Source organism: Plesiomonas shigelloides (assembly GCF_900087055.1).
In the GTDB taxonomy this organism is placed as follows: domain Bacteria; phylum Pseudomonadota; class Gammaproteobacteria; order Enterobacterales; family CAMTGL01; genus Plesiomonas; species Plesiomonas shigelloides.
Genome location: NZ_LT575468.1, coordinates 524605 through 548501, shown reverse-complemented (window position 1 = coordinate 548501; position 23897 = coordinate 524605). Strand labels below are relative to the sequence as shown.

General features: G+C 52.5%; 13 protein-coding genes, 2 tRNA genes and 3 rRNA genes. 11 read left to right on the top strand and 7 right to left on the bottom strand.

All coding sequences use genetic code 11. From position 1 onward, the window contains the following. Nucleotides 1–10 precede the first annotated feature (10 nt). From NCTC9997_RS02455 to NCTC9997_RS02430, 6 genes are all read left to right on the top strand, one after another. A complete protein-coding gene (locus NCTC9997_RS02455) occupies nucleotides 11–1000 on the top strand; it encodes an ABC transporter ATP-binding protein (RefSeq protein ID WP_039044617.1) in 990 nt (329 codons plus the stop codon). A 10-nt stretch (nucleotides 1001–1010) separates the two neighbouring features. Beyond that, a complete protein-coding gene (locus NCTC9997_RS02450; protein ID WP_064977207.1) occupies nucleotides 1011–2717 on the top strand; it encodes a glycoside hydrolase family 9 protein in 1707 nt (568 codons plus the stop codon). After that, nucleotides 2710–3606 carry a glucosamine kinase nucleotide-binding domain-containing protein gene (locus tag NCTC9997_RS02445; protein ID WP_064977206.1) on the top strand — a complete coding sequence of 299 codons (897 nt, stop codon included), beginning with the start codon at nucleotides 2710–2712 and terminating at the stop codon, nucleotides 3604–3606. The genes NCTC9997_RS02450 and NCTC9997_RS02445 overlap by 8 nt, the downstream gene beginning before the upstream one ends. A gap of 10 nt (nucleotides 3607–3616) precedes the next feature. Then, nucleotides 3617–5590: a beta-N-acetylhexosaminidase gene (locus NCTC9997_RS02440; protein WP_167550115.1), complete on the top strand. Its 1974-nt coding sequence runs from the start codon at nucleotides 3617–3619 to the stop codon at nucleotides 5588–5590. Nucleotides 5591–5620: 30 nt separating this feature from the next. After that, nucleotides 5621–8023 (top strand): GH36-type glycosyl hydrolase domain-containing protein, encoded by a 2403-nt coding sequence (locus tag NCTC9997_RS02435; protein ID WP_039044620.1) that lies wholly within the window; start codon nucleotides 5621–5623, stop codon nucleotides 8021–8023. Between the two features lie 67 nt (nucleotides 8024–8090). After that, nucleotides 8091–9503: a phosphoglucomutase/phosphomannomutase family protein gene (locus tag NCTC9997_RS02430; RefSeq protein WP_010862518.1), complete on the top strand. Its 1413-nt coding sequence runs from the start codon at nucleotides 8091–8093 to the stop codon at nucleotides 9501–9503. Between the two features lie 270 nt (nucleotides 9504–9773). On the opposite strand, the gene rrf is transcribed toward NCTC9997_RS02430, so the two are convergent. From rrf to NCTC9997_RS02410, 4 genes are all read right to left on the bottom strand, one after another. Continuing rightward, a 5S ribosomal RNA gene (gene rrf / locus NCTC9997_RS02425) occupies nucleotides 9774–9889 on the bottom strand. Between the two features lie 138 nt (nucleotides 9890–10027). Further along, nucleotides 10028–12931: ribosomal RNA gene (locus NCTC9997_RS02420) — 23S ribosomal RNA — on the bottom strand. A gap of 129 nt (nucleotides 12932–13060) precedes the next feature. After that, nucleotides 13061–13136, bottom strand: a tRNA-Glu gene (locus NCTC9997_RS02415). A 57-nt stretch (nucleotides 13137–13193) separates the two neighbouring features. Next, a 16S ribosomal RNA gene (locus NCTC9997_RS02410) occupies nucleotides 13194–14735 on the bottom strand. The 16S, 23S and 5S rRNA genes sit together here with 1 tRNA gene alongside, the layout of an rRNA operon. Nucleotides 14736–15474: 739 nt before the next feature. Here NCTC9997_RS02410 and NCTC9997_RS02405 point away from each other — a divergent pair. Then, on the top strand, nucleotides 15475–15618 hold the full coding sequence (locus tag NCTC9997_RS02405) for a hypothetical protein (protein WP_156669230.1): 144 nt from the start codon (nucleotides 15475–15477) through the stop codon (nucleotides 15616–15618). Between the two features lie 95 nt (nucleotides 15619–15713). Here the strand turns inward: NCTC9997_RS02405 and NCTC9997_RS02400 are convergent. Further along, nucleotides 15714–15798: transfer RNA gene (locus tag NCTC9997_RS02400), tRNA-Leu, on the bottom strand. 163 nt (nucleotides 15799–15961) lie between these two features. Between NCTC9997_RS02400 and NCTC9997_RS02395 the strand changes: the two genes are divergently transcribed. Continuing rightward, a complete protein-coding gene (locus NCTC9997_RS02395) occupies nucleotides 15962–16471 on the top strand; it encodes an RDD family protein (RefSeq protein WP_082935452.1) in 510 nt (169 codons plus the stop codon). Nucleotides 16472–16551: 80 nt separating this feature from the next. Here the strand turns inward: NCTC9997_RS02395 and lptG are convergent, their stop codons facing one another. Beyond that, nucleotides 16552–17619, bottom strand: a complete 1068-nt coding sequence (lptG, locus tag NCTC9997_RS02390; RefSeq protein WP_010862520.1) for an LPS export ABC transporter permease LptG — start codon at nucleotides 17617–17619, stop codon at nucleotides 16552–16554. Further along, the gene (gene lptF / locus NCTC9997_RS02385) at nucleotides 17616–18716 is read right to left on the bottom strand and encodes an LPS export ABC transporter permease LptF (RefSeq protein WP_010862521.1); all 1101 of its coding nucleotides are present in this window, start codon (nucleotides 18714–18716) and stop codon (nucleotides 17616–17618) included. Before lptF ends, lptG begins: the two co-directional genes overlap by 4 nt. Nucleotides 18717–18965: 249 nt before the next feature. On the opposite strand from lptF, the gene pepA reads away from it, so the two are divergent. The 3 genes from pepA to NCTC9997_RS02370 all read left to right on the top strand — a co-directional run bounded on the left by pepA (nucleotide 18966) and on the right by NCTC9997_RS02370 (nucleotide 23884). Continuing rightward, nucleotides 18966–20474 carry a leucyl aminopeptidase gene (gene pepA, locus NCTC9997_RS02380; protein ID WP_010862522.1) on the top strand — a complete coding sequence of 503 codons (1509 nt, stop codon included), beginning with the start codon at nucleotides 18966–18968 and terminating at the stop codon, nucleotides 20472–20474. Between the two features lie 70 nt (nucleotides 20475–20544). After that, on the top strand, nucleotides 20545–21015 hold the full coding sequence (locus tag NCTC9997_RS02375) for a DNA polymerase III subunit chi (protein WP_036769146.1): 471 nt from the start codon (nucleotides 20545–20547) through the stop codon (nucleotides 21013–21015). 13 nt (nucleotides 21016–21028) lie between these two features. Next, nucleotides 21029–23884: a valine--tRNA ligase gene (locus NCTC9997_RS02370; RefSeq protein WP_047708791.1), complete on the top strand. Its 2856-nt coding sequence runs from the start codon at nucleotides 21029–21031 to the stop codon at nucleotides 23882–23884. The last annotated feature ends 13 nt before the right edge of the window (nucleotides 23885–23897 follow it).

Genomic DNA, 23897 nt, shown 5'->3' with positions numbered 1-23897 from the left:
GAGTGGAAATATGTCGAATATCGTAGAACTGCCAATTGTTGAAGGGAAAAATCTGATTAAGGATTTCCCAATCAACAGCCATGCCCTCAACAAACCAATGATGCGGGCACTGAATGACGTGTCGTTTAAACTCTACCGCCGCCGTGCGCTGGCGGTAGTGGGTGAATCCGGCTCAGGTAAAAGTACCACCGCCCGGATCATCGCCAAGATGTACCACCAAAACGGCGGCCAGATCACCTATAAAGGCCGCAATATTGATGACATAAAATCCCGTCATGATCTGCTGAACTACCGGGCGGCAATTCAGATGGTGTGGCAAGATCCGTTCGGTTCATTGAACCCAACCCACACTATTTATCACCACATTGCGCGTCCACTGCTGCTGCACAAAAAAGTGAGCTCTCAGGCTGAGTGCCGTGAGCGCGTGTACCAGCTGCTAGAGCAAGTGGGTCTGGTACCGGTGAAAGCCACCTCAGAAAAATACCCGCACCAGCTCTCCGGCGGTCAACGTCAGCGGGTCAACATTGCTCGCAACTTAGCGGTAGAAGCCGATGTGGTACTGGCGGATGAACCGACCTCCATGCTGGACGTCTCGATTCGTGCTGGGGTGCTCAACTTACTGGAAGAGATGAAGCACGAAAACGACATGGCGATGATGTACATCACCCACGATATCGCCACCGCGCGTTATCTGGCAGAAGACATTGCCGTTATGTACGTTGGGCACATGGTGGAATGGGGTGATACCGAAGAGGTGATCCATCATCCTCAGCATCCGTACACCAAGCTGCTGATCTCGGCGGTACCGGATCCGAGCAAGAGTATCCACGCCAAGCTGGAAGGGGAAAAGGGCGAGATCCCGCTCTGGACACCAGACAGCGTCGGCTGTCCGTTCGCCGGACGCTGTACACACGCCACGGCCAAATGTACCGAAGCACTGCCCGAAGTGACTCAGCTTGGCAGTAACCACTTCGTTCGTTGCCACCTGTTTACATCATAAGGAACCAGCCATGCTGCTAGTAAACCATCTCGGCTACGAGCGGCACGGCGCAAAACAGGCGGTGCTGCAAGCACCGCCTGGTCTGCGCGGCCAGCAAGCCGGTCTATACCGTGAGGAAGACCAGGTAGTGGTGAGTCAGGTCGCCATCGTCAGTCAGGGCGCGGTCCCCGGCTGGAAAAACCGTTATTTCTACACTCTGGATTTTTCCGACTTTCAGGTATGTGGCCGCTTTTACCTGCAATGCGGCGATTATCGCTCCCATACTTTTACCATCGGTGACGGACTGGCGCTGCACGCCACGTTGTCCGATGTTTTGCACTATTTCAAATCCCAACGCTGTAGCGGACGCTACGATCTGCACGATCGTCAGGCGCACTTTTTTGATCAACCAGAGCGAGATCCGGTCGATCTGCATGGAGGTTGGTATGACGCCTCAGGGGATGTGAGTAAATACCTCAGCCATCTCTCGTATGCCAACTACATGAACCCGCAACAAACACCGCTGGTGGTGTGGAGTTTATTGCAAGCCAGCGAACTGTTGGCCAATGACTCGGCACTGAAAATCCAAAACCTGTATCACCGTCTGCTGGATGAAGCCCTGTTTGGCGCCGATTTTCTGGTACGCATGCAAGATCCCAACGGTTATTTCTACATGACGCTGTTCGATCGTTGGAGCAAACAGCCGCAGCAGCGCGAAATTTGCAGCTATGCAACCCAAGCCGGACATAAAGCGACCACTTACCAAGCGGCCTTCCGTCAAGGTGGCGGTATGGCGATTGCAGCGCTGGCTGATGCCTCCCGCCAGCCGCGTCACGGTGAATACCAGCAAGATGACTATCTGCGTGCGGCCTTAAGTGGCTATTGGCATCTGCGCGAATACAATCACCAGTATCTGGATGATGGCTGCGAAAATATTCTGGATGAGTATTGCGCCCTGCTGGCAGCCTCCGCGCTCTATCGCGCCACGCAAGATACCCGCTTGCAACAAGAGAGCCAGTACTGGGCCGAGCGTTTAATGCAGCGCCAATGCAGTGATGCACAATACCCGTACTACTGGTCTGCCAATGCCGATGGCTCGCGACCATTTTTCCATGCCTCGGATGCAGGATTACCGGTATTGGCGCTGGTGTATCACCTCCAGCACAGCGCCCTGCCCGCACAACAGGCCGCCTTGCAACAAACGCTGCGTCAAGCTATCGAGTTTGAGCTGCACATCACGGCCGAGCCGTTTAACCCGTTTGGCTATCCATGCCAATACGTCAAAGGCACCCACAGCGAAAAACGGCGTAGTTTCTTTATTCCACATGACAATGAAAGCGGTTACTGGTGGCAAGGCGAAAATGCCCGTTTAGCCTCTCTGGCCAGCATGGCCTATGCCGCAAAGCCGTACGCCAACGCCGAGCAACAACCGGCTCTAACCCACTATGCCAACGATGCGCTGCACTGGATTTTGGGCCGTAACCCGTTTGATATCTGCATGCTTGATGGCACAGGACACCACAACCCAACCTATTTGGATGCCTTCCCGAATGCCAAAGGGGGTGTCTGTAACGGCATTACCGCCGGTTTTGAGGATGAAGCCGATTTAGACTTCAAACCCCAACCGTACGATGAAGACATACTGCAAAACTGGCGCTGGGGAGAGCAATGGATCCCACATGCAGCCTGGTATTTATTAGCAATTACTTACCAGTACAAGGAGGCGCATCATGTCTGAGATTTTGTATGTGGGCGTTGACGGCGGTGGCACCGGATGCCGCGCGCGGATCCGCGACCAGCACGGCAATAACTTGGGTGAAGGCTATGCCGGAAGCGCCAATATCCTGCTGGGCAGCGAGTTGGCGATGCAAGCCGTACAACATGCCATTGGCGATGCGACGCAACAAGCCGGCCTTACCGTGCGCGACTATCAACGTATGCACGTCTGCTTTGCGTTAGCAGGCGCTGAGCATCAAGAGGCGCAAGACGCCTTTTCGCGTCTACCGACCTCCTATGCACGTCAAGTCCTGATCACCGATGCCCTTGGAGCCTGTCTGGGTGCCTGGGGCGGTGAAGATGGCGCCGTCCTGATTGCCGGTACCGGCTCTTGCGGCCTGCTGTATCGTACCGGTCACATCACCACCCTCGGTGGCCATGAATTCCCCATCTCCGATCAAGGTAGCGGGGCCCGGTTAGGCTTGGCCTGTATCCAGCAATCACTGCTGGCTATCGAAGGCATTACGGCCGCTTCCAGTTTGGCCGAAGCGATTTTCAGTCAGTTCGAGCAGAACATCGACAATATTGTCAGCTGGTCAAAGCAAGCGCTGCCACGTGACTATGCCAGCTTTGCGCCGCTAATTTTCCAGCATGCTGCGCACGATCATCTGGCCAAACAACTGCTGCAAGATACCGCGCGTGACATCGAACTGCTGCTCGATGCCCTGCTGCATAAAGGCGCCGAGCGCGTTGCGCTGATGGGCAGTATTGGCCGCCACATCCAGCCTTGGCTGCAAGAGCGTTATTTGGCTCGTTTGCAAGAACCACGCTTTGATGCGATCGACGGCGCCATTTTTTATGCCCGTCAACATCTGCCGGTGATCGAGAATGTCACCAGTGAAATCGATTAAGGATGATGCCGTGACGTCGTTGTTACTGGAATTGACCCTGTGTGAACACCAGCCGCCGTACTGTACATTTCGGGCTAGGTTGCACAACCGAGGTACGCAGTCTCTAGAGAACTGGCAGTGCTGTTTCTCTATTTGTCGCCTGATCAAACCGGACTCCGTACAGCCTGGCAGCATCAGCCAGACTGGCAGTTTTTGTCGCTTCAATCCGGTGGCGGCAGATGGCGCCATGCTCAGCTTACCGGCCGGTAGCAGCATCGATTTTCACTTTGCTATGGGCACTGCTCCCCTGCACTACCAGAGCGATGGCTTTGGTGATGCATATCTGGAAGTCTTGCAGGATGATGGTTCGTTGCAACGTTTGCCAATACAGATTGGCCACTTTGAGCTCGGCTTTGGTCGAGTGCAATCACAATGGCAAGCAGAGCCGGCGCTACCGTCACTCACCCCGCAAGTGGGCGTGATCCCACGCCCCTTGGTACAGCATGAGCAGGATGGTCAATTTACGCTCAATGAGCATACCACCCTGAGCTTAATGACGCCGCAAGCCGATGCGGCAGTGCAATGGTTGCAAGACGAAGTCGCGGCCCGTTGTGGCTTGGCATTACCGCTGGTACCCGCCACCAGCCCAGAGCGTGCTATCTGGTTTGAATGCGACCCGACGCTGGCACCGGCACAATATCAACTGACAATCCAACCGCAGCATATTCGCGTGCGCGCAGCTCAGCGCGAAGGGTTTATCTATGCAGTCGCCAGCGTGTTACAGCTGCTACCGGCAATACCCGCGCACACGCCATCTGGTGCCTATTGCCTGCCATGCACAGAGATTGACGATCAGCCACTGCATGGCTATCGCGGCATGATGCTCGATTGCGCGCGCCATTTTCACTCAGTCGCCACCGTCAAGCGTCTCATCAACCAGCTGGCCTACTGTAAACTTAACTATTTCCACTGGCACCTGACCGATGATGAAGGGTGGCGGGTAGAGATTAATGCCTACCCACAACTAACCAACATCGGTGCGTGGCGCGGTCCGCAAGAAACCTTGCTACCACAATACACCTGCCTGGCAGAGCGACACGGCGGTTACTACCGCCAATCGGAGATCCGCGAGGTCATCGCTTACGCTGCCGCGCGCGGCATCACCGTGATCCCTGAAATTGATATTCCGGGCCACTGCCGCGCCGCGATTTTGTCGTTGCCAGAGCTGCTTCGCGATCCACAAGACCGCTCGCAATACCGCAGTATCCAGTATTACAACGACAACGTGCTATCGCCCGCGCTAGAGGGAACCTACACCTTCATTCGCACCGTACTGGCTGAAATCTGCGCCCTGTTCCCATCGCCGTTTATCCATATTGGTGCCGATGAAGTGCCCGAAGGCGTTTGGACTGCCAGCCCTGCTTGCCAAGCGATGATGCAAACCCTGAATTATCGTTCGCCGAAAGAGTTGCAAGGTCACTTGCTGCGTTTTGCCGAAGAGATTTTGCATCAACACGGCAAACGCATGATGGGTTGGGAAGAAGCCACCCACGGCGAGAAAGTCAGTAAAGACACCATCATCTTCCCATGGCGTGGTGAAGAAGCGGGAATGGAATGTATTCACCAAGGCTACGATGTGATTATGCAGCCTGGGCAGTACACCTATTTGGATATGGCGCAAAGCCATAATCCTGATGAACCCGGCGTTGACTGGGCCAGAAGTGTGAATCTGGAACAGGCTTATCATTATGAGCCGCTGGCAGCTCTTCCTTCTGACTCACCGTTACGCAAACATATCCTCGGGGTACAGTGTGCCCTGTGGTGTGAACAAATTAACAATCAAAACCGAATGGATTACATGCTTTATCCGCGTTTGCTGGCAATTGCCGAAGCCGTGTGGAGCGCCAAAAGCCGGCGGGATTGGCCGGACTTTTTAGCCCGCTTATCCGGCCTGCGACCTTTGCTCGACCGACACGGAATTAATTATCGCCTGTTTCAGGTGTGAGAGATGCTACTTTAATAGGATGGTTTTTACATGAAATACGGTTACTTTGATAATGACAACAGGGAATATGTCATCACCCGTCCCGATGTGCCTGCACCTTGGACCAATTACCTGGGGGTGAAAGATTTCTGTACTGTTATTTCACATAATGCCGGCGGTTACTCCTTCTACAAATCACCGGAATACCACCGTGTGACCAAATTCCGTCCCAACGCCACCTTTGACCGTCCGGGACACTATGTGTACCTGCGTGATGATCAAAGCGGCGATTATTGGTCTATCTCTTGGCAGCCGGTAGGCAAAAGCCTCGAAGAAGCCCAATACGAATGTCGTCACGGACTGTCATATTCCAAGTTCAGCTGTGATTACAACGGCATCGAAGCGCGTAAAACCATCTTTGTTCCGGTCGATGACAGCGTCGAGCTATGGGATGTCACGTTAAAAAATACCGGTGATACAGCGCGCACCATCAGTGCGTTCTCCTTTGTCGAGTTCTCGTTCAGCCACATCACCTCCGACAACCAAAACCACCAAATGAGCCTGTACTCGGCCGGTACCCGTTATGAAAACAGCGTCATCGAATATGACCTGTTCTATAACCCAAGCCGTGAAACCGGATACTACTTCTTTGCCTCCAGCTTCACGCCAGACAGCTTTGATGGCCTGCGTGACAAATTCCTGGGCTTGTACCGTGATGAGTCCAACCCAATTGCGGTTGAGCGCGGTTATTGCTCCAACAGCTTCGAAAAAACTGGCAACCACTGCGGCGCGCTGCACAAAGCTTTTACCCTGCAACCGGGTGAAGAAGTCCGCTTCGTCTACATGTTAGGCGTCGGTGATATGGAAGCCGGCCAAGCGCTACAAGCCAAATACAGCAACTTGGCGAATGTCGATGCCGCCTTTGCCGGGATCAAACAGCATTGGGCGGAGCGTGTTGAGAAATTCCAGTGCCAGACCCCACATGCCGGTTTGGACACCATGCTCAACACGTGGACGTTGTACCAAGCCGAAACCTGCGTGGTCTGGTCACGCTTTGCCTCTTTCATCGAAGTCGGTGGCCGCACCGGTCTGGGTTATCGTGATACCGCGCAAGATGCGATGGCCGTACCGCACACCAACCCACAAAAAACCCGTCAGCGTCTGATTGAGCTGTTACGGGGTCAGGTTAAAGAAGGCTATGGCTTGCACCTGTTCGATCCAGCGTGGTTCGATCCGAACAAGAGCGACGCCCCAGCCTACAAATCACCGACCGTGGTGCCGACCCCGAATGCCGATGACATGATCCATGGGCTGGAAGATACCTGCTCCGATGATGCCCTGTGGCTGGTACCGACCGTTTGTCGCTACGTGATGGAAACCGGCGAAACCAGCTTCTTTGATGAAGTGGTGAACTACGCCGATGGCGGTGAAGGCACCGTGTATGAGCACCTGACCAAAATTCTGGACTTCTCCGCCAAATATGTCGGTGCGACCGGGATCTGTAAAGGCCTGCGCGCCGACTGGAACGACTGCCTGAACTTAGGCGGTGGCGAAAGTGCCATGGTGTCTTTCCTGCACTATTGGGCCATTGAAGCCTTTATCGAAGCGGCTCGCTTCTTAGGTAAAGACGCAGATGTTGAACGCTATCAAGCGATGGCAGAAAACGTCCGCATTGCCTGTGAAGAGAACCTGTGGGATGGCGATTGGTATATCCGCGGGATCACCAAAAAAGGTGAGAAGATCGGTACCCAAGAACAAACCGAAGGTAAGGTGCATCTGGAGTCCAACACTTGGGCTGTGGTTTCCGGTGTCGCCGATCCAGAGCGTGCCCGTAAAGCAATGGACTCCGTGGATGAGTACCTGTACTCGCCGTGGGGCCTGCACCTCAATGCGCCATCATTCGCCACCCCGAATGATGACATTGGGTTCGTTACGCGCGTGTATCAAGGCGTGAAAGAAAACGGCGCGATTTTCTCGCACCCTAACCCATGGGCATGGGTTGCCGAAGCCAAACTGGGTCGTGGCGATCGCGCCATGAAATTCTACGATGCCCTGCTGCCGTACAACCAAAATGATCAGATTGAAACACGTATCGCTGAACCGTACTCCTATGTGCAGTTCGTGATGGGTAAAGATCATACGTCGCACGGTAAAGCCAATCACCCGTGGCTGACCGGCTCGTCGGGCTGGGCCTACTTCGCCGCAACCAACTGGATCTTAGGCGTACGCTTGAGCTTCGAGGGTCTGATTGTTGATCCTTGTATCCCAACTGATTGGCCTGAGTTCCGTGTACAGCGCCAATGGCGCGGTGCGACGTTCAATATTCACGTACAAAACCCGGATGGCGTCAGCAAAGGCGTGAAATCGGTACTGCTCAATGGCACTCCGGTACAAGGCGCGATCCCGGCCCAGCCTGCCGGCACGACACATGATGTAGTCGTCATTATGGGCTAACCGATTGGGGGCATCCTCTGGATGCCCCATTTTGATGTTTATGGAGAGAAATGAGAGGAGCTCAATCATGATCCATTTCGGAACAGGTGGTTGGCGCGCATTTATTGGTGAAGAGTTCACCAAAGCTAACGTCGAACGCGTCAGTCAAGCGCTGGCCAATATCATCAAAGAACAACAAGCTGAAAAACAAGGATTTGTCGTCGGGTTTGACCGCCGCTTCTTATCAGACAAAGCCGCAAAGTGGATTGCCCAAGTGGTAGCGGCCAACGGGATCCCGGTCTATTTCGTCAAGAAGTACGCACCGACCCCAATGATCATGTACGCGGCTAAAAAGCTCGGTACCGCATTAAGCGCCTGCGTTACCGCTAGTCATAACCCAGCCGATTATAACGGGATCAAAGTGTTTGCCTTTGGCGGCCGTGATGCCAACGAAATTGAAACCCAGCAAGTTGAAACTTTAGCCAATCAATTAACTGCGGCGGATATCCAAAGTATCGATTTTGAAGAAGCATTAGCAGCAGGGAAAATCGAACTGTTCGATCCTACCAATGATTTCGTCGACTCCATTATCAATGCTATCGATATGGAAGCGATCAAAAACAGTCATCTGCGCGTGTTGCTGGATCCGATGTATGGCGTATCCAAAACCTGCTTGCAAACCGTATTAATCACCGCCCGCTGCGATCTGGACGTGATCAACGATCGCCATGACACGCTGTTTGGCGGCAAACTACCATCGCCAAGCGCTCATACTCTGGGTCGCCTGACCGAAATGGTGGTCGAGCAAGGTTATGACATCGGGATCGGTACCGATGGTGATGCCGACCGCTTAGGGATCATTGATGAAAAAGGTAATTTCATTCACCCCAATGAAATCCTCTGCTTGCTGTATTACTACCTGCTGAAATACAAAGGCTGGAAAGGCGGTGTCGTACGTAACGTAGCCACCACGCACCTGTTAGACAAGATTGCCCATAGCTTTGGTGAAGAGTGCTATGAAGTGCCAGTAGGTTTCAAGCACATTAGCTCCAAAATGGATGAGCAAGATGCACTGATTGGCGGCGAAAGTAGCGGTGGTTTGACGATCCGTGGCCATATCAAAGGGAAAGATGGGATCTTTGCCGCCAGCTTGCTAGTTGAGCTGATGAGTGTCACCGGTAAGAAGCTGTCTGAGCTGTTAAGCGAAATCTACAACGAGTATGGCTACTGTTATACCGCGGAAGGTGACTGCACCTTCAAAGCGTCCGAAAAGGAAACGCTGTATAACAAGATCTATGTGGAAAAAGCACTGCCAGACTTTGATTACGAAGTGGAAAGCGTCAGCTATGCTGATGGCGCCAAAGTTCGTTTCAAAAATGGCGGTTGGCTGATTGCCCGCTTCTCCGGTACCGAGCCATTGCTGCGTATTTTCGCCGAGATGGATTGCAAAGAGAGAGCAGAAGAAGTGCTGGAGCAGATGAAAGCCTTTTTACACGTTTAATCGCAACGCGATCTAGTACAGACGTAGAAAGACGTAACAATCCTCATCTCTCGTTTAACCCTGCTACGGCAGGGTTTTTTTATCGCTGCGTTACATGCTGGATATAGAGTACTAAATACTAGTGCCATCAATCAGCAAACCAAATACCAAGGTATAAAAAGATAAGAAGAACAAAAGATTAAAGAGGGAAATAGCAGGAAAGGAATAGATAATGCAAAAAAACAAACGCAAAAAGCCCATCCGTTAGGATGGGCTCTTCACTTATTTGATGCCTGGCAGTTCCCTACTCTCGCATGGGGAGACCCCACACTACCATCGGCGCTACGGCGTTTCACTTCTGAGTTCGGCATGGGGTCAGGTGGGACCACCGCGCTATCGCCGCCAGGCAAATTCTGTTTCTCTATCGCGTACACTACTTGTGTCTCGCGCCAGAGTTAAAATCTAAAAACAAGCTGTATAACTGATATGTTGTTCTTTGAACAAGTAACTGTGACTTCATTCATCCAACATCACTTTGGCGTTGTATGGTTAAGCCTCACGGGCAATTAGTACAGGTTAGCTCAACGTATCGCTACGCTTACACACCCTGCCTATCTACGTCGTAGTCTCCAACAACCCTTTAGGAGGCTTAAAGCCTCAGGGATGACTCATCTCGGGGCAAGTTTCGCGCTTAGATGCTTTCAGCGCTTATCTCTTCCGCATTTAGCTACCCGGCAATGCCACTGGCGTGACAACCGGAACACCAGAGATGCGTCCACTCCGGTCCTCTCGTACTAGGAGCAGCCCCCCTCAATCATCCAACGCCCACGACAGATAGGGACCGAACTGTCTCACGACGTTCTAAACCCAGCTCGCGTACCACTTTAAATGGCGAACAGCCATACCCTTGGGACCAACTTCAGCCCCAGGATGTGATGAGCCGACATCGAGGTGCCAAACACCGCCGTCGATATGAACTCTTGGGCGGTATCAGCCTGTTATCCCCGGAGTACCTTTTATCCGTTGAGCGATGGCCCTTCCATTCAGAACCACCGGATCACTAAGACCTACTTTCGTATCTGCTCGACCTGTCCGTCTCGCAGTTAAGCTAGCTTCTGCCTTTGCACTAACCGCATGATGTCCGACCATGCTTAGCTAACCTTCGTGCTCCTCCGTTACTCTTTAGGAGGAGACCGCCCCAGTCAAACTACCCACCAGACACTGTCCGTATCCCGGATTACGGGACAACGTTAGAACATCAAACATTAAAGGGTGGTATTTCAAGGTCGGCTCCACGCAAACTGGCGTTCACGTTTCAATGCCTCCCACCTATCCTACACATCAAGGCTCAATGTTCAGTGTCAAGCTATAGTAAAGGTTCACGGGGTCTTTCCGTCTTGCCGCGGGTACACTGCATCTTCACAGCGATTTCAATTTCACTGAGTCTCGGGTGGAGACAGCCTGGCCATCATTACGCCATTCGTGCAGGTCGGAACTTACCCGACAAGGAATTTCGCTACCTTAGGACCGTTATAGTTACGGCCGCCGTTTACCGGGGCTTCGATCAAGAGCTTCGCTTTCGCTAACCCCATCAATTAACCTTCCGGCACCGGGCAGGCGTCACACCGTATACGTCCACTTTCGTGTTTGCACAGTGCTGTGTTTTTAATAAACAGTTGCAGCCAGCTGGTATCTTCGACTGACTTCAGCTCCATCCGCAAGGGACTTCACCTACCGTCAGCGTGCCTTCTCCCGAAGTTACGGCACCATTTTGCCTAGTTCCTTCACCCGAGTTCTCTCAAGCGCCTGAGTATTCTCTACCTGACCACCTGTGTCGGTTTGGGGTACGATTTCTGGTAACCTGATGCTTAGAGGCTTTTCCTGGAAGCGTAGTATCAGCTACTTCAGCACCGTAGTGCTTCGTCATCACGCCTCAGTGTTAATGAAAGACCGGATTTGCCTAGTCTCTCCACCTTCACGCTTAAACCGGGACAACCGTCGCCCGGATAGCCTAACTTTCTCCGTCCCCCCTTCGCAGTTACCACAAGTACGGGAATATTAACCCGTTTCCCATCGACTACGCTTTTCAGCCTCGCCTTAGGGGTCGACTCACCCTGCTCCGATTAACGTTGAACAGGAACCCTTGGTCTTCCGGCGAGCGGGCTTTTCACCCGCTTTATCGTTACTTATGTCAGCATTCGCACTTCTGATACGTCCAGCATACCTCACAGTACACCTTCAACCGCTTACAGAACGCTCCCCTACCCAATAACACCTAAATGTCATTGCCGCAGCTTCGGTGCATGGTTTAGCCCCGTTACATCTTCCGCGCAGGCCGACTCGACTAGTGAGCTATTACGCTTTCTTTAAATGATGGCTGCTTCTAAGCCAACATCCTAGCTGTCTAAGCCTTCCCACATCGTTTCCCACTTAACCATGACTTTGGGACCTTAGCTGGCGGTCTGGGTTGTTTCCCTCTTCACGACGGACGTTAGCACCCGCCGTGTGTCTCCCGGATAGCACTCTACGGTATTCGGAGTTTGCAAAGGGTTGGTAAGTCGGGATGACCCCCTAGCCTTAACAGTGCTCTACCCCCGTAGGTGTTCGTCCGAGGCGCTACCTAAATAGCTTTCGGGGAGAACCAGCTATCTCCCGGTTTGATTGGCCTTTCACCCCCAGCCACAAGTCATCCGCTAATTTTTCAACATTAGTCGGTTCGGTCCTCCAGTTAGTGTTACCCAACCTTCAACCTGCCCATGGCTAGATCACCGGGTTTCGGGTCTACACCTTGCAACTAATTCGCCCAGTTAAGACTCGGTTTCCCTACGGCTCCCCTATTCGGTTAACCTCGCTACAAAATGTAAGTCGCTGACCCATTATACAAAAGGTACGCAGTCACACCACGAAGGTGCTCCCACTGCTTGTACGTACACGGTTTCAGGTTCTATTTCACTCCCCTCACAGGGGTTCTTTTCGCCTTTCCCTCACGGTACTGGTTCGCTATCGGTCAGTCAGGAGTATTTAGCCTTGGAGGATGGTCCCCCCATCTTCAAACAGGATACCACGTGTCCCGTCCTACTCATCGAGCTCACAGCAATGCGTCTTCGTGTACGGGGCTATCACCCTGTATCGCCGGACTTTCCAATCCGTTCCACTAACGCATCCACTGATTCAGACTCTGGGCTGCTCCGCGTTCGCTCGCCGCTACTAACGGAATCTCGGTTGATTTCTTTTCCTCGGGGTACTTAGATGTTTCAGTTCTCCCGGTTCGCCTCGTTAAGCTATGTATTCACTTAACGATACCTAAGTTATCTTAGGTGGGTTTCCCCATTCGGACATGGTTGGCTATAGCGCTCCATCCCAGCTCACCAACCCTTTTCGCAGGGTAGCACGTCCTTCATCGCCTCTGACTGCCAAGGCATCCACCGTGTACGCTTAGTCACTTAACCATACAACCCAAAATAATGTCGGGCTGAATGCTAGTCACTAAACTGGTCGTTGCCAGTTTCTCAAGTCGCTTGTTCTTAAGAACTTCAGTTATTTTTCAGCTTGTTTCCAGATTTTTAAAGAGCAATAAGTGGCGTCCCCTAGGGGATTCGAACCCCTGTTACCGCCGTGAAAGGGCGGTGTCCTAGGCCTCTAGACGAAGGGGACGCAACTAAATTCAAACAATCTGTGTGAACACTCAGCTTAAGCGCCAAATATCTCAGGTAAGGAGGTGATCCAACCGCAGGTTCCCCTACGGTTACCTTGTTACGACTTCACCCCAGTCATGAATCACAAAGTGGTAAGCGCCCTCCCGAAGGTTAAGCTACCTACTTCTTTTGCAACCCACTCCCATGGTGTGACGGGCGGTGTGTACAAGGCCCGGGAACGTATTCACCGCGGCATTCTGATCCGCGATTACTAGCGATTCCGACTTCATGGAGTCGAGTTGCAGACTCCAATCCGGACTACGACATACTTTATGGGATTCGCTCACTATCGCTAGCTTGCCGCCCTTTGTATATGCCATTGTAGCACGTGTGTAGCCCTACTCGTAAGGGCCATGATGACTTGACGTCATCCCCACCTTCCTCCGGTTTATCACCGGCAGTCTCCTTTGAGTTCCCGACCGAATCGCTGGCAACAAAGGATAAGGGTTGCGCTCGTTGCGGGACTTAACCCAACATTTCACAACACGAGCTGACGACAGCCATGCAGCACCTGTCTCACAGTTCCCGAAGGCACCAATCCATCTCTGGAAAGTTCTGTGGATGTCAAGAGTAGGTAAGGTTCTTCGCGTTGCATCGAATTAAACCACATGCTCCACCGCTTGTGCGGGCCCCCGTCAATTCATTTGAGTTTTAACCTTGCGGCCGTACTCCCCAGGCGGTCGATTTAACGCGTTAGCTCCGGAAGCCACGCCTCAAGGGCACAACCTCCAAATCGACATCGTTTACAGCGTGGACTACCAGGGTATCTAATCCTGTTTGCTCCCCACGCTTTCGCACCTGAGCGTCAGTCTTTGTCCAGGGGGCCGCCTTCGCCACCGGTATTCCTCCAGATCTCTACGCATTTCACCGCTACACCTGGAATTCTACCCCCCTCTACAAGACTCTAGCTTGCCAGTTTCAAATGCAGTTCCCAAGTTGAGCTCGGGGATTTCACATCTGACTTAACAAACCGCCTGCGTGCGCTTTACGCCCAGTAATTCCGATTAACGCTTGCACCCTCCGTATTACCGCGGCTGCTGGCACGGAGTTAGCCGGTGCTTCTTCTGCGAGTAACGTCAATGCCACTAGGTATTAACTAGTAGCCCTTCCTCCCCGCTGAAAGTGCTTTACAACCCGAAGGCCTTCTTCACACACGCGGCATGGCTGCATCAGGCTTGCGCCCATTGTGCAATATTCCCCACTGCTGCCTCCCGTAGGAGTCTGGACCGTGTCTCAGTTCCAGTGTGACTGGTCATTCTCTCAAACCAGTTAGAGATCGTCGCCTTGGTGAGCCATTACCTCACCAACTAGCTAATCCCACCTGGGTTCATCCGATAGCATGAGGTCCGAAGAGCCCCCACTTTGGTCCGTAGACATTATGCGGTATTAGCTACAGTTTCCCGTAGTTATCCCCCTCTATCGGGCAGATCCCCAGGCATTACTCACCCGTCCGCCGCTCGTCACCCAAGGAGCAAGCTCCTCTGTGTTACCGCTCGACTTGCATGTGTTAGGCCTGCCGCCAGCGTTCAATCTGAGCCATGATCAAACTCTTCAATTTAAAGTTTGTCGCTCGAATAAACTGGCAAATAAATTGTTCAGTCACTCGTTTAACTTAATATCTTTTGGATATCAGCATTCTCAAACGAGTGCCCACACAGATTGTCTGATTAACTTTTTAAAGAGCGTTTCGTTACCGAAGTAACGACAGGACGCGCATTATTCCGCTTTCCTGTTGTGCCGTCAAGCATTTTTTATCATGCTCAACTGCGTTGTTTCGTTGACCACCGACCACTGTGATTTGCATCACTGCTGCCGTGTCAGTGGGGTCGCATTATAGGGGTGCGCCGCGAAAGCGCAAGCGTTTTTCACCAGAAAAAACACCAAGCGAGCAAGATATGATCAGCGCTTCAGATACGCACAATCTACCCACACTCTACCCACATCAAACGCGCAAAAACTGTGTATAACTTGGCTTTTGCGTCGAAAAGATCAGGCTTCATTTGTACTCACGACGATCTACTGCGAGCCTTATTGTTCGTTTGCAATGGAATGACGCTTAATCTTCCTAATGAAGAATGGTTTTCTCCCTCTAATTCCTCACCATGTGCTTATGTATAACCTGCTTACCTCTTCTTATCGGTATCTATACAGGTAGGCATATATGCATATATAGAGAAGATGAATGAGGTATCAGTGTAATCACACAGAGAACCCGCTTCTTATCCCTCTCCTTTATTGGCTGTTTCTTTTGGAGGAGAGGCAGATGCCATCGCCGCACAGCAACACAGTGGTAATAAATGATAGAGAATTACGTTTACCGCCTGGCCGCTAGAGATAAAGATAAAGATAAAGATAAAGATAAAGATAAAGATAGAGATAGAGATAGAGATAGAGATAGAGATAGAGATAGAGATAGAGATAGAGATAGAGATAGAGCCTAGCCGACAAGATGCCCCTAGGCAAAAATTAGGTAGAGGAAAAACACGTAGTGCAGAAAAGCAAAAAGCCTTCCTAAACTGTTGCTTAGGAAGGCTTTTGGTGCCAGTGGACGGACTCGAACCGTCACACCCGAAGGCGGTTGATTTTGAATCAACTGTGTCTACCGATTTCACCACACTGGCTTTATGGTGTGGCATTATACATACCGTACTTTCGGCTGCAATAGAATTATGTCAATGTCGTGTTCAATTGCTTGAAAAAAAACCAATTACTTTATCCGATTAGCAATAATGTCTACACTCTGGCCGAAATCCTTTTCTTTTTATCGATACTTACAGGATGTATATGGCGGTACTTTCTTCTAATGGTTACCCGCGCGCCGGCTTTTTTCGCCGTTTAGGCGCTTTTGTCTATGATCTATTGCTATCGTTAGCGCTGGTGATGCTAGCCGGAGCAATTGCGGTGGGGATCACGGCCTTGCTGCACAGCATAAATCTGATTTCGTTAGGCGATGCAGTGGATGTTGCCGCGTATCTGGATAGCCAAGCATGGTATGCGTTTTATCTGCTGGGCTGCTTTTGTGCATTCTATGTTTGGTTCTGGCATAAAGCCGGCCAAACGCTGGGCATGAAAGCGTGGCGTTTACGGGTACAACAGCTTGATGGCCATAATCTCACGGTGACTCAATGTCTGGTGCGTTTGACAACAGCAACGGTAGGGCTAGGAAATCTGCTGGTTATCTTTGATCGCGGTAATCTGCGCGCGTTTCAAGATTATATGTCTGATAGCGAGATGGTGGTGCTTCCTGTTCGCCCTAAAACGAATGTTGTCAACAAGAATGCCACCGAAGAATAAACGCAACTCATCTTCCCTCATTCTAAAAACAATAACGCCGGGCAAGCCCGGCGTTATTACTGACAGAGATAGATGCAATATCAGCGGCGGCGCGTCAGCAAATACCAACTCAAACCGAGGAACAAGACACTCGGGAATGCGGCGCCAATCACCGCCGGCACGTGGTACACCAAGCTGAGTGGGCCAAAAATCTGATCGGCAACATAAAAGACGAAACCAAAACAGATCCCGGTCAATACCCGCGCGCCCATGGTCACACTACGCAGTGGGCCGAAAATGAACGACAAGGCCAACAACATCATGACACCGACCGTCACCGGCTGCAGAACTTTGCGCCACAACGCCAGCTCATAACGCCCGGTTTCTTGCCCGGTTTGCTTCAGATAATGAATGTACTGCCACAGCCCACTAATAGACAGCGATTCAGGCTTAATGGTCACTACGCTCAGCTTGTCGGGACTCAGGCTGGTTTTCCAGTCGGCCGAGAAGCGCTGCTCACCGGTTACCGCTTTTTCACCAATCACCGCTTCATCAATCTGGTGCAGTTTCCAACCTGAATCGGTGTAGTTCGCGCTATTGGCATACAACACTGATTGCAGCTGGTGCTGCGGATTGAATTTGTAGATGTTTACGCCACTGAGCTCTTGCTGGCTGACAATCCGCTCAATATAGATAAAGTCATCGCCATCTTTGGCCCACAGGCCACCGGATTTAGCCAACATCGAGCCGCCGTAGATGGCTTGTGCGCGCAGATTACGCGCCAGTTGATCACCCCACGGCGCACCCCACTCGCCCAGCGCCATGGTCAGGATCACCAGCGGAATCGCCGTTTTCATCACCGCCATCGCAATCTGTAAACGGGTAAAACCGGCCGCTTCCATCACCACCAGCTCACTGCGACTGGCCAGCATCCCCAAGCCTAACAACGCGCCCAACAGTGCCGCCATCGGGAAAAAGACACTGATGTCTGCCGGAACTGTCAGTAAGGTGAACAGACCGGCATCCCAGACACCGTAGGTACCTTCACCAACTTTCTTGAGCTGTTCGACAAATTTGATGATCCCAGACAGGCCCACCAAGGTGGCCAAGGTCATCATGATGGTGCCAAAAATCGTCCGGCCGATGTACCAATCAAAAATCCGCATCATGCCTGCGCTCCTTTCAACTGAGCCCGCAGACGACGCATTGGGATGCTGTCCCACATGTTCAAGATAATCCCCAGCAGCAAGAAGCCACCATTGGTTACCCAGATCCAGACCGCCGAATCCATCCGCCCATTATCCAGTGCTGATTTCAGCGCACTTTGCAGCAAGAAGTAGATGAGATACAACAGCAGTGCTGGCACCACATTCGCAAATCGCCCTTGGCGCGGATTCACCGCCGACAGCGGGATCACCAGCAGTGCCAAAATAGGTACCGCCGCAATCAGGGTCAACCGCCAGTGCAACTCGGCACGGGCATGAGAGTTATTTTCCTTCCACAGCGCAGCCGTTGGCATTTGCTCCCAATCGCCACTGTCGGCTTCGACATCCTGATGACCAATTACGGCGTTGTAGGTATCAAAGTGCGTGATCCGAAAATCGCGCAAGAAAGCCGTGCCTTCATAACGTACGCCGTTATCCAGCGTCAGCATTTGATCGCCATTTTTAGCTTTCTCTACTTCACCGGAAGTAGACACCACGACCGACGGACGGCTGCTCTCACCGCGTGGACGCAGCTGGGCCACGAACACATCTTGCAGCTGGTTACCTTCCAAGCGATTGACAAAAATCACCGAACTGCCATCGGGCGAGCTTTGGAATTGACCAGCTACCAAAGCGGCAAGCCCAGGGTTGGCTTTCGCTTCGCTGATCACTTGCGCTTCGGTTTTCGCCGACAGAGGACTCAACCAAAGCACGTTACCCGCAGCTAAAATGGAAGTCAGCAATGCCAACCATGCGGCGGCGCGCAGCAAGGTGCGTTTGCCCATCCCGCAGGCGAACATAACGGTCATTTCACTTTCGGCGTATAAGCGACCGTAAGTAAACAGTAAACCAACAAATAGGCTCAATGGCAGCATCAACTGCGCCATGTAAGGCAGGCCTAAGCCCAACACCGACATCACGAGGTTGGCCGGCAAATCGCCTTCCACCGCGGAGGATAAAACTCGGACTAACTTCTGGCAGAAGAAGATCAGCATCAGGACAAACAAGATGGCGATCTGGCTTTTCAGCACTTCCCGTACCAGATATCTAATAATGATCACGCTCTTTACGCCTATGAAAACTTGTCTTTTTGAGTGAATATCTATAGTTTTTTGGCTAATAGGCCATTTTTCAGAGCTTTGGCTGGATAAAAGCGCGGAATATCGTTTGTTCCGCATCGGCCTGAGCGCTGTTAATAATTCTGTCAATAGATTAACGCATTCATCTGGTGAAGGCGATCTACCTCACTGAGTTTTCTCATGAACCCGCCATTATCCAGAAAAGCACATCATTTGTCTTTAGGAGACTGCATGGAGTTTAGTGTAAAAAGCGGCAGCCCTGAAAAGCAGCGCAGCGCCTGCATTGTTGTTGGTGTCTTCGAGCCACGCCGTCTGTCACCGATCGCCGAGCAACTGGATAAGATCAGTGATGGTTATATTAGTTCATTATTGCGTCGCGGCGATCTGGAAGGCAAACCAGGCCAGATGCTGCTTTTACATCAGGTTCCCAACATTCTCTCCGAGCGCGTTTTACTGGTCGGCTGCGGTAAAGAGCGCGAGCTGGATGAGCGCCAGTTTAAGCAAATCATTCAAAAAACCATCAACACCTTGAATGAAACCGGCTCGATGGAAGCGGTGTGTTTTCTGACCGAACTGCATGTGCGCGGACGCAACACCTACTGGAAAGTGCGCCAAGCGGTGGAGTCGGCCAAAGAAGCGCTGTACACCTTTGATCAGATGAAGAGCATCAAGGTTGAACCGCGTCGCCCACTGCGCAAGCTGGTATTTAACGTGCCGACCCGCCGTGAGCTTTCGGTAGGCGAAAAGGCCATCCAACATGGTCTGGCCGTAGCTTCAGGCCTCAAAATTGCCAAAGATCTGGGCAATATGCCGCCGAATATTTGCAATCCGGCCTATCTGGCTTCTCATGCGCGCCAATTGGCCGATGAGTTCTCACCAGTCACCACCCGCGTGATTGGCGAGCAGCAGATGAAAGATCTGGGCATGAACGCCTATTTGGCGGTCGGTCAGGGCTCGCAAAATGAATCCCTGATGTCGGTTATCGAGTATAAGGGCGCCGCGAACCCAGACGACAAGCCGATTGTGCTAATCGGTAAAGGGCTGACCTTTGACTCCGGTGGTATTTCCATCAAGCCGTCTGACGGCATGGATGAGATGAAATACGACATGTGCGGCGCCGCGACTGTGTTCGGCGTGATGCGCGCCGTCGCTGAGCTGCAATTGCCGCTCAACGTGGTGGGCATTTTGGCCGGCTGCGAAAACATGCCAGATGGCCGCGCCTATCGCCCGGGCGATATCCTGACCACCATGTCCGGCCAAACGGTCGAGGTGTTGAATACCGACGCCGAAGGCCGCTTGGTGTTATGTGATACACTTACCTATGCTGAACGCTTCGACCCTGAGCTGGTGATTGACGTGGCCACCTTAACCGGAGCCTGTGTGATTGCCCTTGGTCACCACATCAGTGGCTTGCTGTCGAACCATAACCCGCTGGCCAACGATCTGCTGAGCGCCTCCGAGCAAGCAGGCGATCGCGCTTGGCGTCTGCCACTGGGTGATGAGTATCAGGAGCAGTTGGAGTCCAACTTTGCTGATATGGCCAACATCGGAGGCCGTCCAGCGGGTGCGATCACTGCCGGTTGCTTCTTGTCGCGTTTCACCAAGAAGTATTACTGGGCGCACTTAGACATTGCCGGCACCGCATGGCGTTCCGGCAAGAGCAAAGGTGCAACTGGTCGTCCGGTACCGCTGCTGACGCAATTCCTGCTGAACCGCGCTGGCGTTAGCATCGAAGAGTAAGCAGCCCTGCGGCCACTACACGGATTACGAGTAACCATTACCGGGGGCGGCAGCCCCCGTTTATATTATGATGAAACAAGCCACTTTTTATCTTCTGCCCGCGAGCGCCGACGGCGAATTGCCGGCAGGATTAAGCGCCCAGGCCTATCATGCCTGTCGTTTAGCTGCGGATGCTTGGCGACGCGGACAACGGGTGTTGATCGCCTGCGCGTCACAGACAGAGGCCTTTGCGGTAGATGAGGCGTTGTGGCAATTCGATCCGCAGCAGTTTGTGCCGCATAATCTGGCCGGCGAAGGGCCGCACTATGGCTCACCGGTAGAAATTGCCTGGCCAGAAAAACGTAGCGCGTCACGGCGCGATTTACTGATATCCTTATTACCAGATGTTGCCGACTTTGCTTCTGCTTTCCTTCAGGTGATAGACTTCGTCCCCTGCGAAGAGACGCTGAAACAGCAGGCGCGTGAGCGCTATAAGGCTTACCGACAGGCCGGCTTCCAGCTGACAACCCAAGATCTCGGCATTACGCCATCAACGAATTAGCCTTAAGATGACCATGGAAAAAACCTACAACCCGAACGCCATCGAACAAGCTCTGTATCAGGCTTGGGAAGAAAATGGCTACTTTAAGCCGCATGGTGATACCCGTCAGGAAAGCTACTGCATCATGATCCCGCCGCCGAATGTCACCGGCAGCCTGCACATGGGCCACGCGTTCCAGCAGACCATGATGGATGCTCTGACCCGTTACCAGCGTATGCAGGGTAAAAACACCCTGTGGCAGGTGGGGACCGACCATGCGGGGATCGCGACTCAGATGGTGGTTGAGCGCAAGATTGCCGCTGAAGAAGGCAAGACCCGTCATGACTATGGCCGGGATGCCTTTATCGACAAGATCTGGGAATGGAAAGCCGAGTCCGGTGGCACTATCTGTAAGCAGATGCGCCGTCTGGGTAACTCTGTCGATTGGGATCGTGAACGTTTCACCATGGATGAAGGCCTGTCCAATGCGGTGAAGGAAGTGTTCGTGCGCCTGTACGAAGATGACCTGATCTACCGCGGCAAGCGTCTGGTGAACTGGGATCCAAAACTGCACACCGCGATCTCCGATCTGGAAGTGGAAAACAAAGAGAGCAAAGGCTCCATGTGGCACTTCCGCTATCCGCTGGCTGATGGCGTGAAAACCGCGGACGGTAAAGACTACATCGTGGTCGCGACTACCCGTCCAGAAACCATGCTGGGTGATACCGGTGTGGCGGTGAACCCAGAAGATCCTCGCTACAAAGATCTGATCGGCAAAGAGATTATTTTGCCAATCGTCGGCCGTCGTATCCCAATCGTGGGTGACGAGCACGCCGATATGGAAAAAGGCACCGGCTGCGTGAAGATCACTCCGGCGCACGACTTTAACGACTATGAAGTCGGTAAACGTCACAACCTGCCAATGATCAACATTTTGACCTTCAATGCGGATATCCGTGATGAAGCCGAAGTGTTCAATACCAATGGCGAGCCAAGCACCGCTTACAGCACCGAGCTGCCTGCCAAGTACCGTGGTATGGAGCGTTTCGCGGCGCGTAAAGCCGTGGTGGCCGAATTTGAAGAGCTGGGTCTGCTGGAAGAGATCAAGCCACACGATCTGACCATTCCATACGGTGACCGTGGCGGCGTGGTGATCGAGCCGATGCTGACTGACCAGTGGTATGTGCGTGTTGCACCACTGGCAAAAACCGCCATTGAAGCAGTTGAGAACGGCGATATCCAATTCGTGCCTAAGCAGTACGAAAACATGTACTTTGCGTGGATGCGTGATATCCAAGACTGGTGTATTTCGCGTCAACTGTGGTGGGGTCACCGCATTCCGGCCTGGTATGACAACGCCGGTAACGTGTATGTAGGCCGTACCGAAGAAGAAGTGCGCAGCAAGTACAAGCTGGACAACGTGATTGTTCTGCGCCAAGACGATGACGTGCTGGATACTTGGTTCTCGTCAGCACTGTGGACCTTCTCCACACTGGGCTGGCCAGAAAACACCGAAGCGCTGAAAACCTTCCATCCAACCGACGTGTTGATGACCGGTTTTGACATCATCTTCTTCTGGGTGGCGCGCATGATCATGATGACCATGCACTTCATCAAAGACGAAGATGGCAAGCCACAAGTGCCATTCAAGACTGTGTACGTCACCGGTTTGATCCGTGACGAGCAAGGTCAGAAGATGTCGAAATCCAAGGGTAACGTGATTGACCCGCTGGATATGATTGACGGCATCTCACTGGAAGATCTGCTGGAAAAACGCACCGGTAACATGATGCAGCCGCAGCTGGCTGAGAAAATTGGCAAGAGTACCCAGAAGCAGTTCCCGAACGGCATCGAAGCACACGGTACTGACGCCCTGCGTTTCACCTTGGCGGCACTGGCCTCTACTGGCCGTGACATCAACTGGGATATGAAGCGTCTGGAAGGTTACCGTAACTTCTGTAATAAGCTGTGGAACGCCAGCCGTTTCGTACTGATGAACACCGAAGATCAAGATTGCGGCCTAAACGGCGGCGAGATGGTTCTGTCACTGGCAGACCGCTGGATCTTGGGTGAATTCAACAACACCGTGAAAGCATTCCGTGAGGCTCTAGACAACTACCGCTTCGATATCGCGGCCGGTATTTTGTACGAGTTCACTTGGAACCAGTTCTGTGACTGGTATCTGGAGCTGACTAAGCCGGTGATGAACAGCGGTAGCGATGCTGAACTGCGTGGTACCCGCCACACCCTGATTCAGGTGCTGGAAGGTCTGCTGCGTCTGGCTCATCCAATCATTCCGTTTATCACGGAAGAGATTTGGCAGCGCGTGAAAGTACTGGCTGGCGTGCAGGGCGATACCATCATGCTGCAGCCATTCCCAGAATATCAGCCAGAAGCGACCGATGCTGCCGCGATGGAAGATCTGGAGTGGATCAAGCAATTGATCATTGCGGTACGTAACATCCGTGCTGAAATGAACATCGCACCAAGCAAGCCGCTGGAGATCCTGCTGCGTAATACCAACGCGCAAGAGCAGCGCCGCGTGGAAGAAAACCGCACCTTCATCCAGAGTCTGGCGCGTCTGGACAACATCACACTGCTGGCCGATGGCGACAAGGGCCCAGTATCCGTGACCAAACTGGTCGGTCAGGCTGAACTGCTGATCCCAATGGCCGGTCTGATTGATAAGGATGCTGAGCTGGCGCGTCTGGCTAAAGAGATCGAGAAAGTGAACGGCGAAGTTGCTCGCATCGAAAGCAAGCTGGGTAACGAAGGCTTTGTGGCACGTGCGCCAGAAGCGGTCATTGCCAAAGAGCGTGAGAAGCTGGCCGGTTATGCCGAAGCCAAGCGCAAGCTCGAAGAGCAGCAAGGTGTGATTGCCTCTCTGTAATTGCGGATCTGTA

Excerpts from the sequence above, each read along its gene's own strand:
- NCTC9997_RS02445 (WP_064977206.1), top strand. The coding sequence starts at position 2,710 with ATGTCTGAGATTTTGTATGTGGGCGTTGACGGCGGTGGCACCGGATGC.
- NCTC9997_RS02395 (WP_082935452.1), top strand. The coding sequence starts at position 15,962 with ATGGCGGTACTTTCTTCTAATGGTTACCCGCGCGCCGGCTTTTTTCGC.
- NCTC9997_RS02370 (WP_047708791.1), top strand. The coding sequence starts at position 21,029 with ATGGAAAAAACCTACAACCCGAACGCCATCGAACAAGCTCTGTATCAG.
- NCTC9997_RS02405 (WP_156669230.1), top strand. The coding sequence starts at position 15,475 with ATGATAGAGAATTACGTTTACCGCCTGGCCGCTAGAGATAAAGATAAA.
- NCTC9997_RS02375 (WP_036769146.1), top strand. The coding sequence starts at position 20,545 with ATGAAACAAGCCACTTTTTATCTTCTGCCCGCGAGCGCCGACGGCGAA.
- NCTC9997_RS02455 (WP_039044617.1), top strand. The coding sequence starts at position 11 with ATGTCGAATATCGTAGAACTGCCAATTGTTGAAGGGAAAAATCTGATT.
- pepA (WP_010862522.1), top strand. The coding sequence starts at position 18,966 with ATGGAGTTTAGTGTAAAAAGCGGCAGCCCTGAAAAGCAGCGCAGCGCC.
- NCTC9997_RS02430 (WP_010862518.1), top strand. The coding sequence starts at position 8,091 with ATGATCCATTTCGGAACAGGTGGTTGGCGCGCATTTATTGGTGAAGAG.
- NCTC9997_RS02435 (WP_039044620.1), top strand. The coding sequence starts at position 5,621 with ATGAAATACGGTTACTTTGATAATGACAACAGGGAATATGTCATCACC.
- NCTC9997_RS02450 (WP_064977207.1), top strand. The coding sequence starts at position 1,011 with ATGCTGCTAGTAAACCATCTCGGCTACGAGCGGCACGGCGCAAAACAG.
- lptG (WP_010862520.1), bottom strand. The coding sequence starts at position 17,619 with ATGATGCGGATTTTTGATTGGTACATCGGCCGGACGATTTTTGGCACC.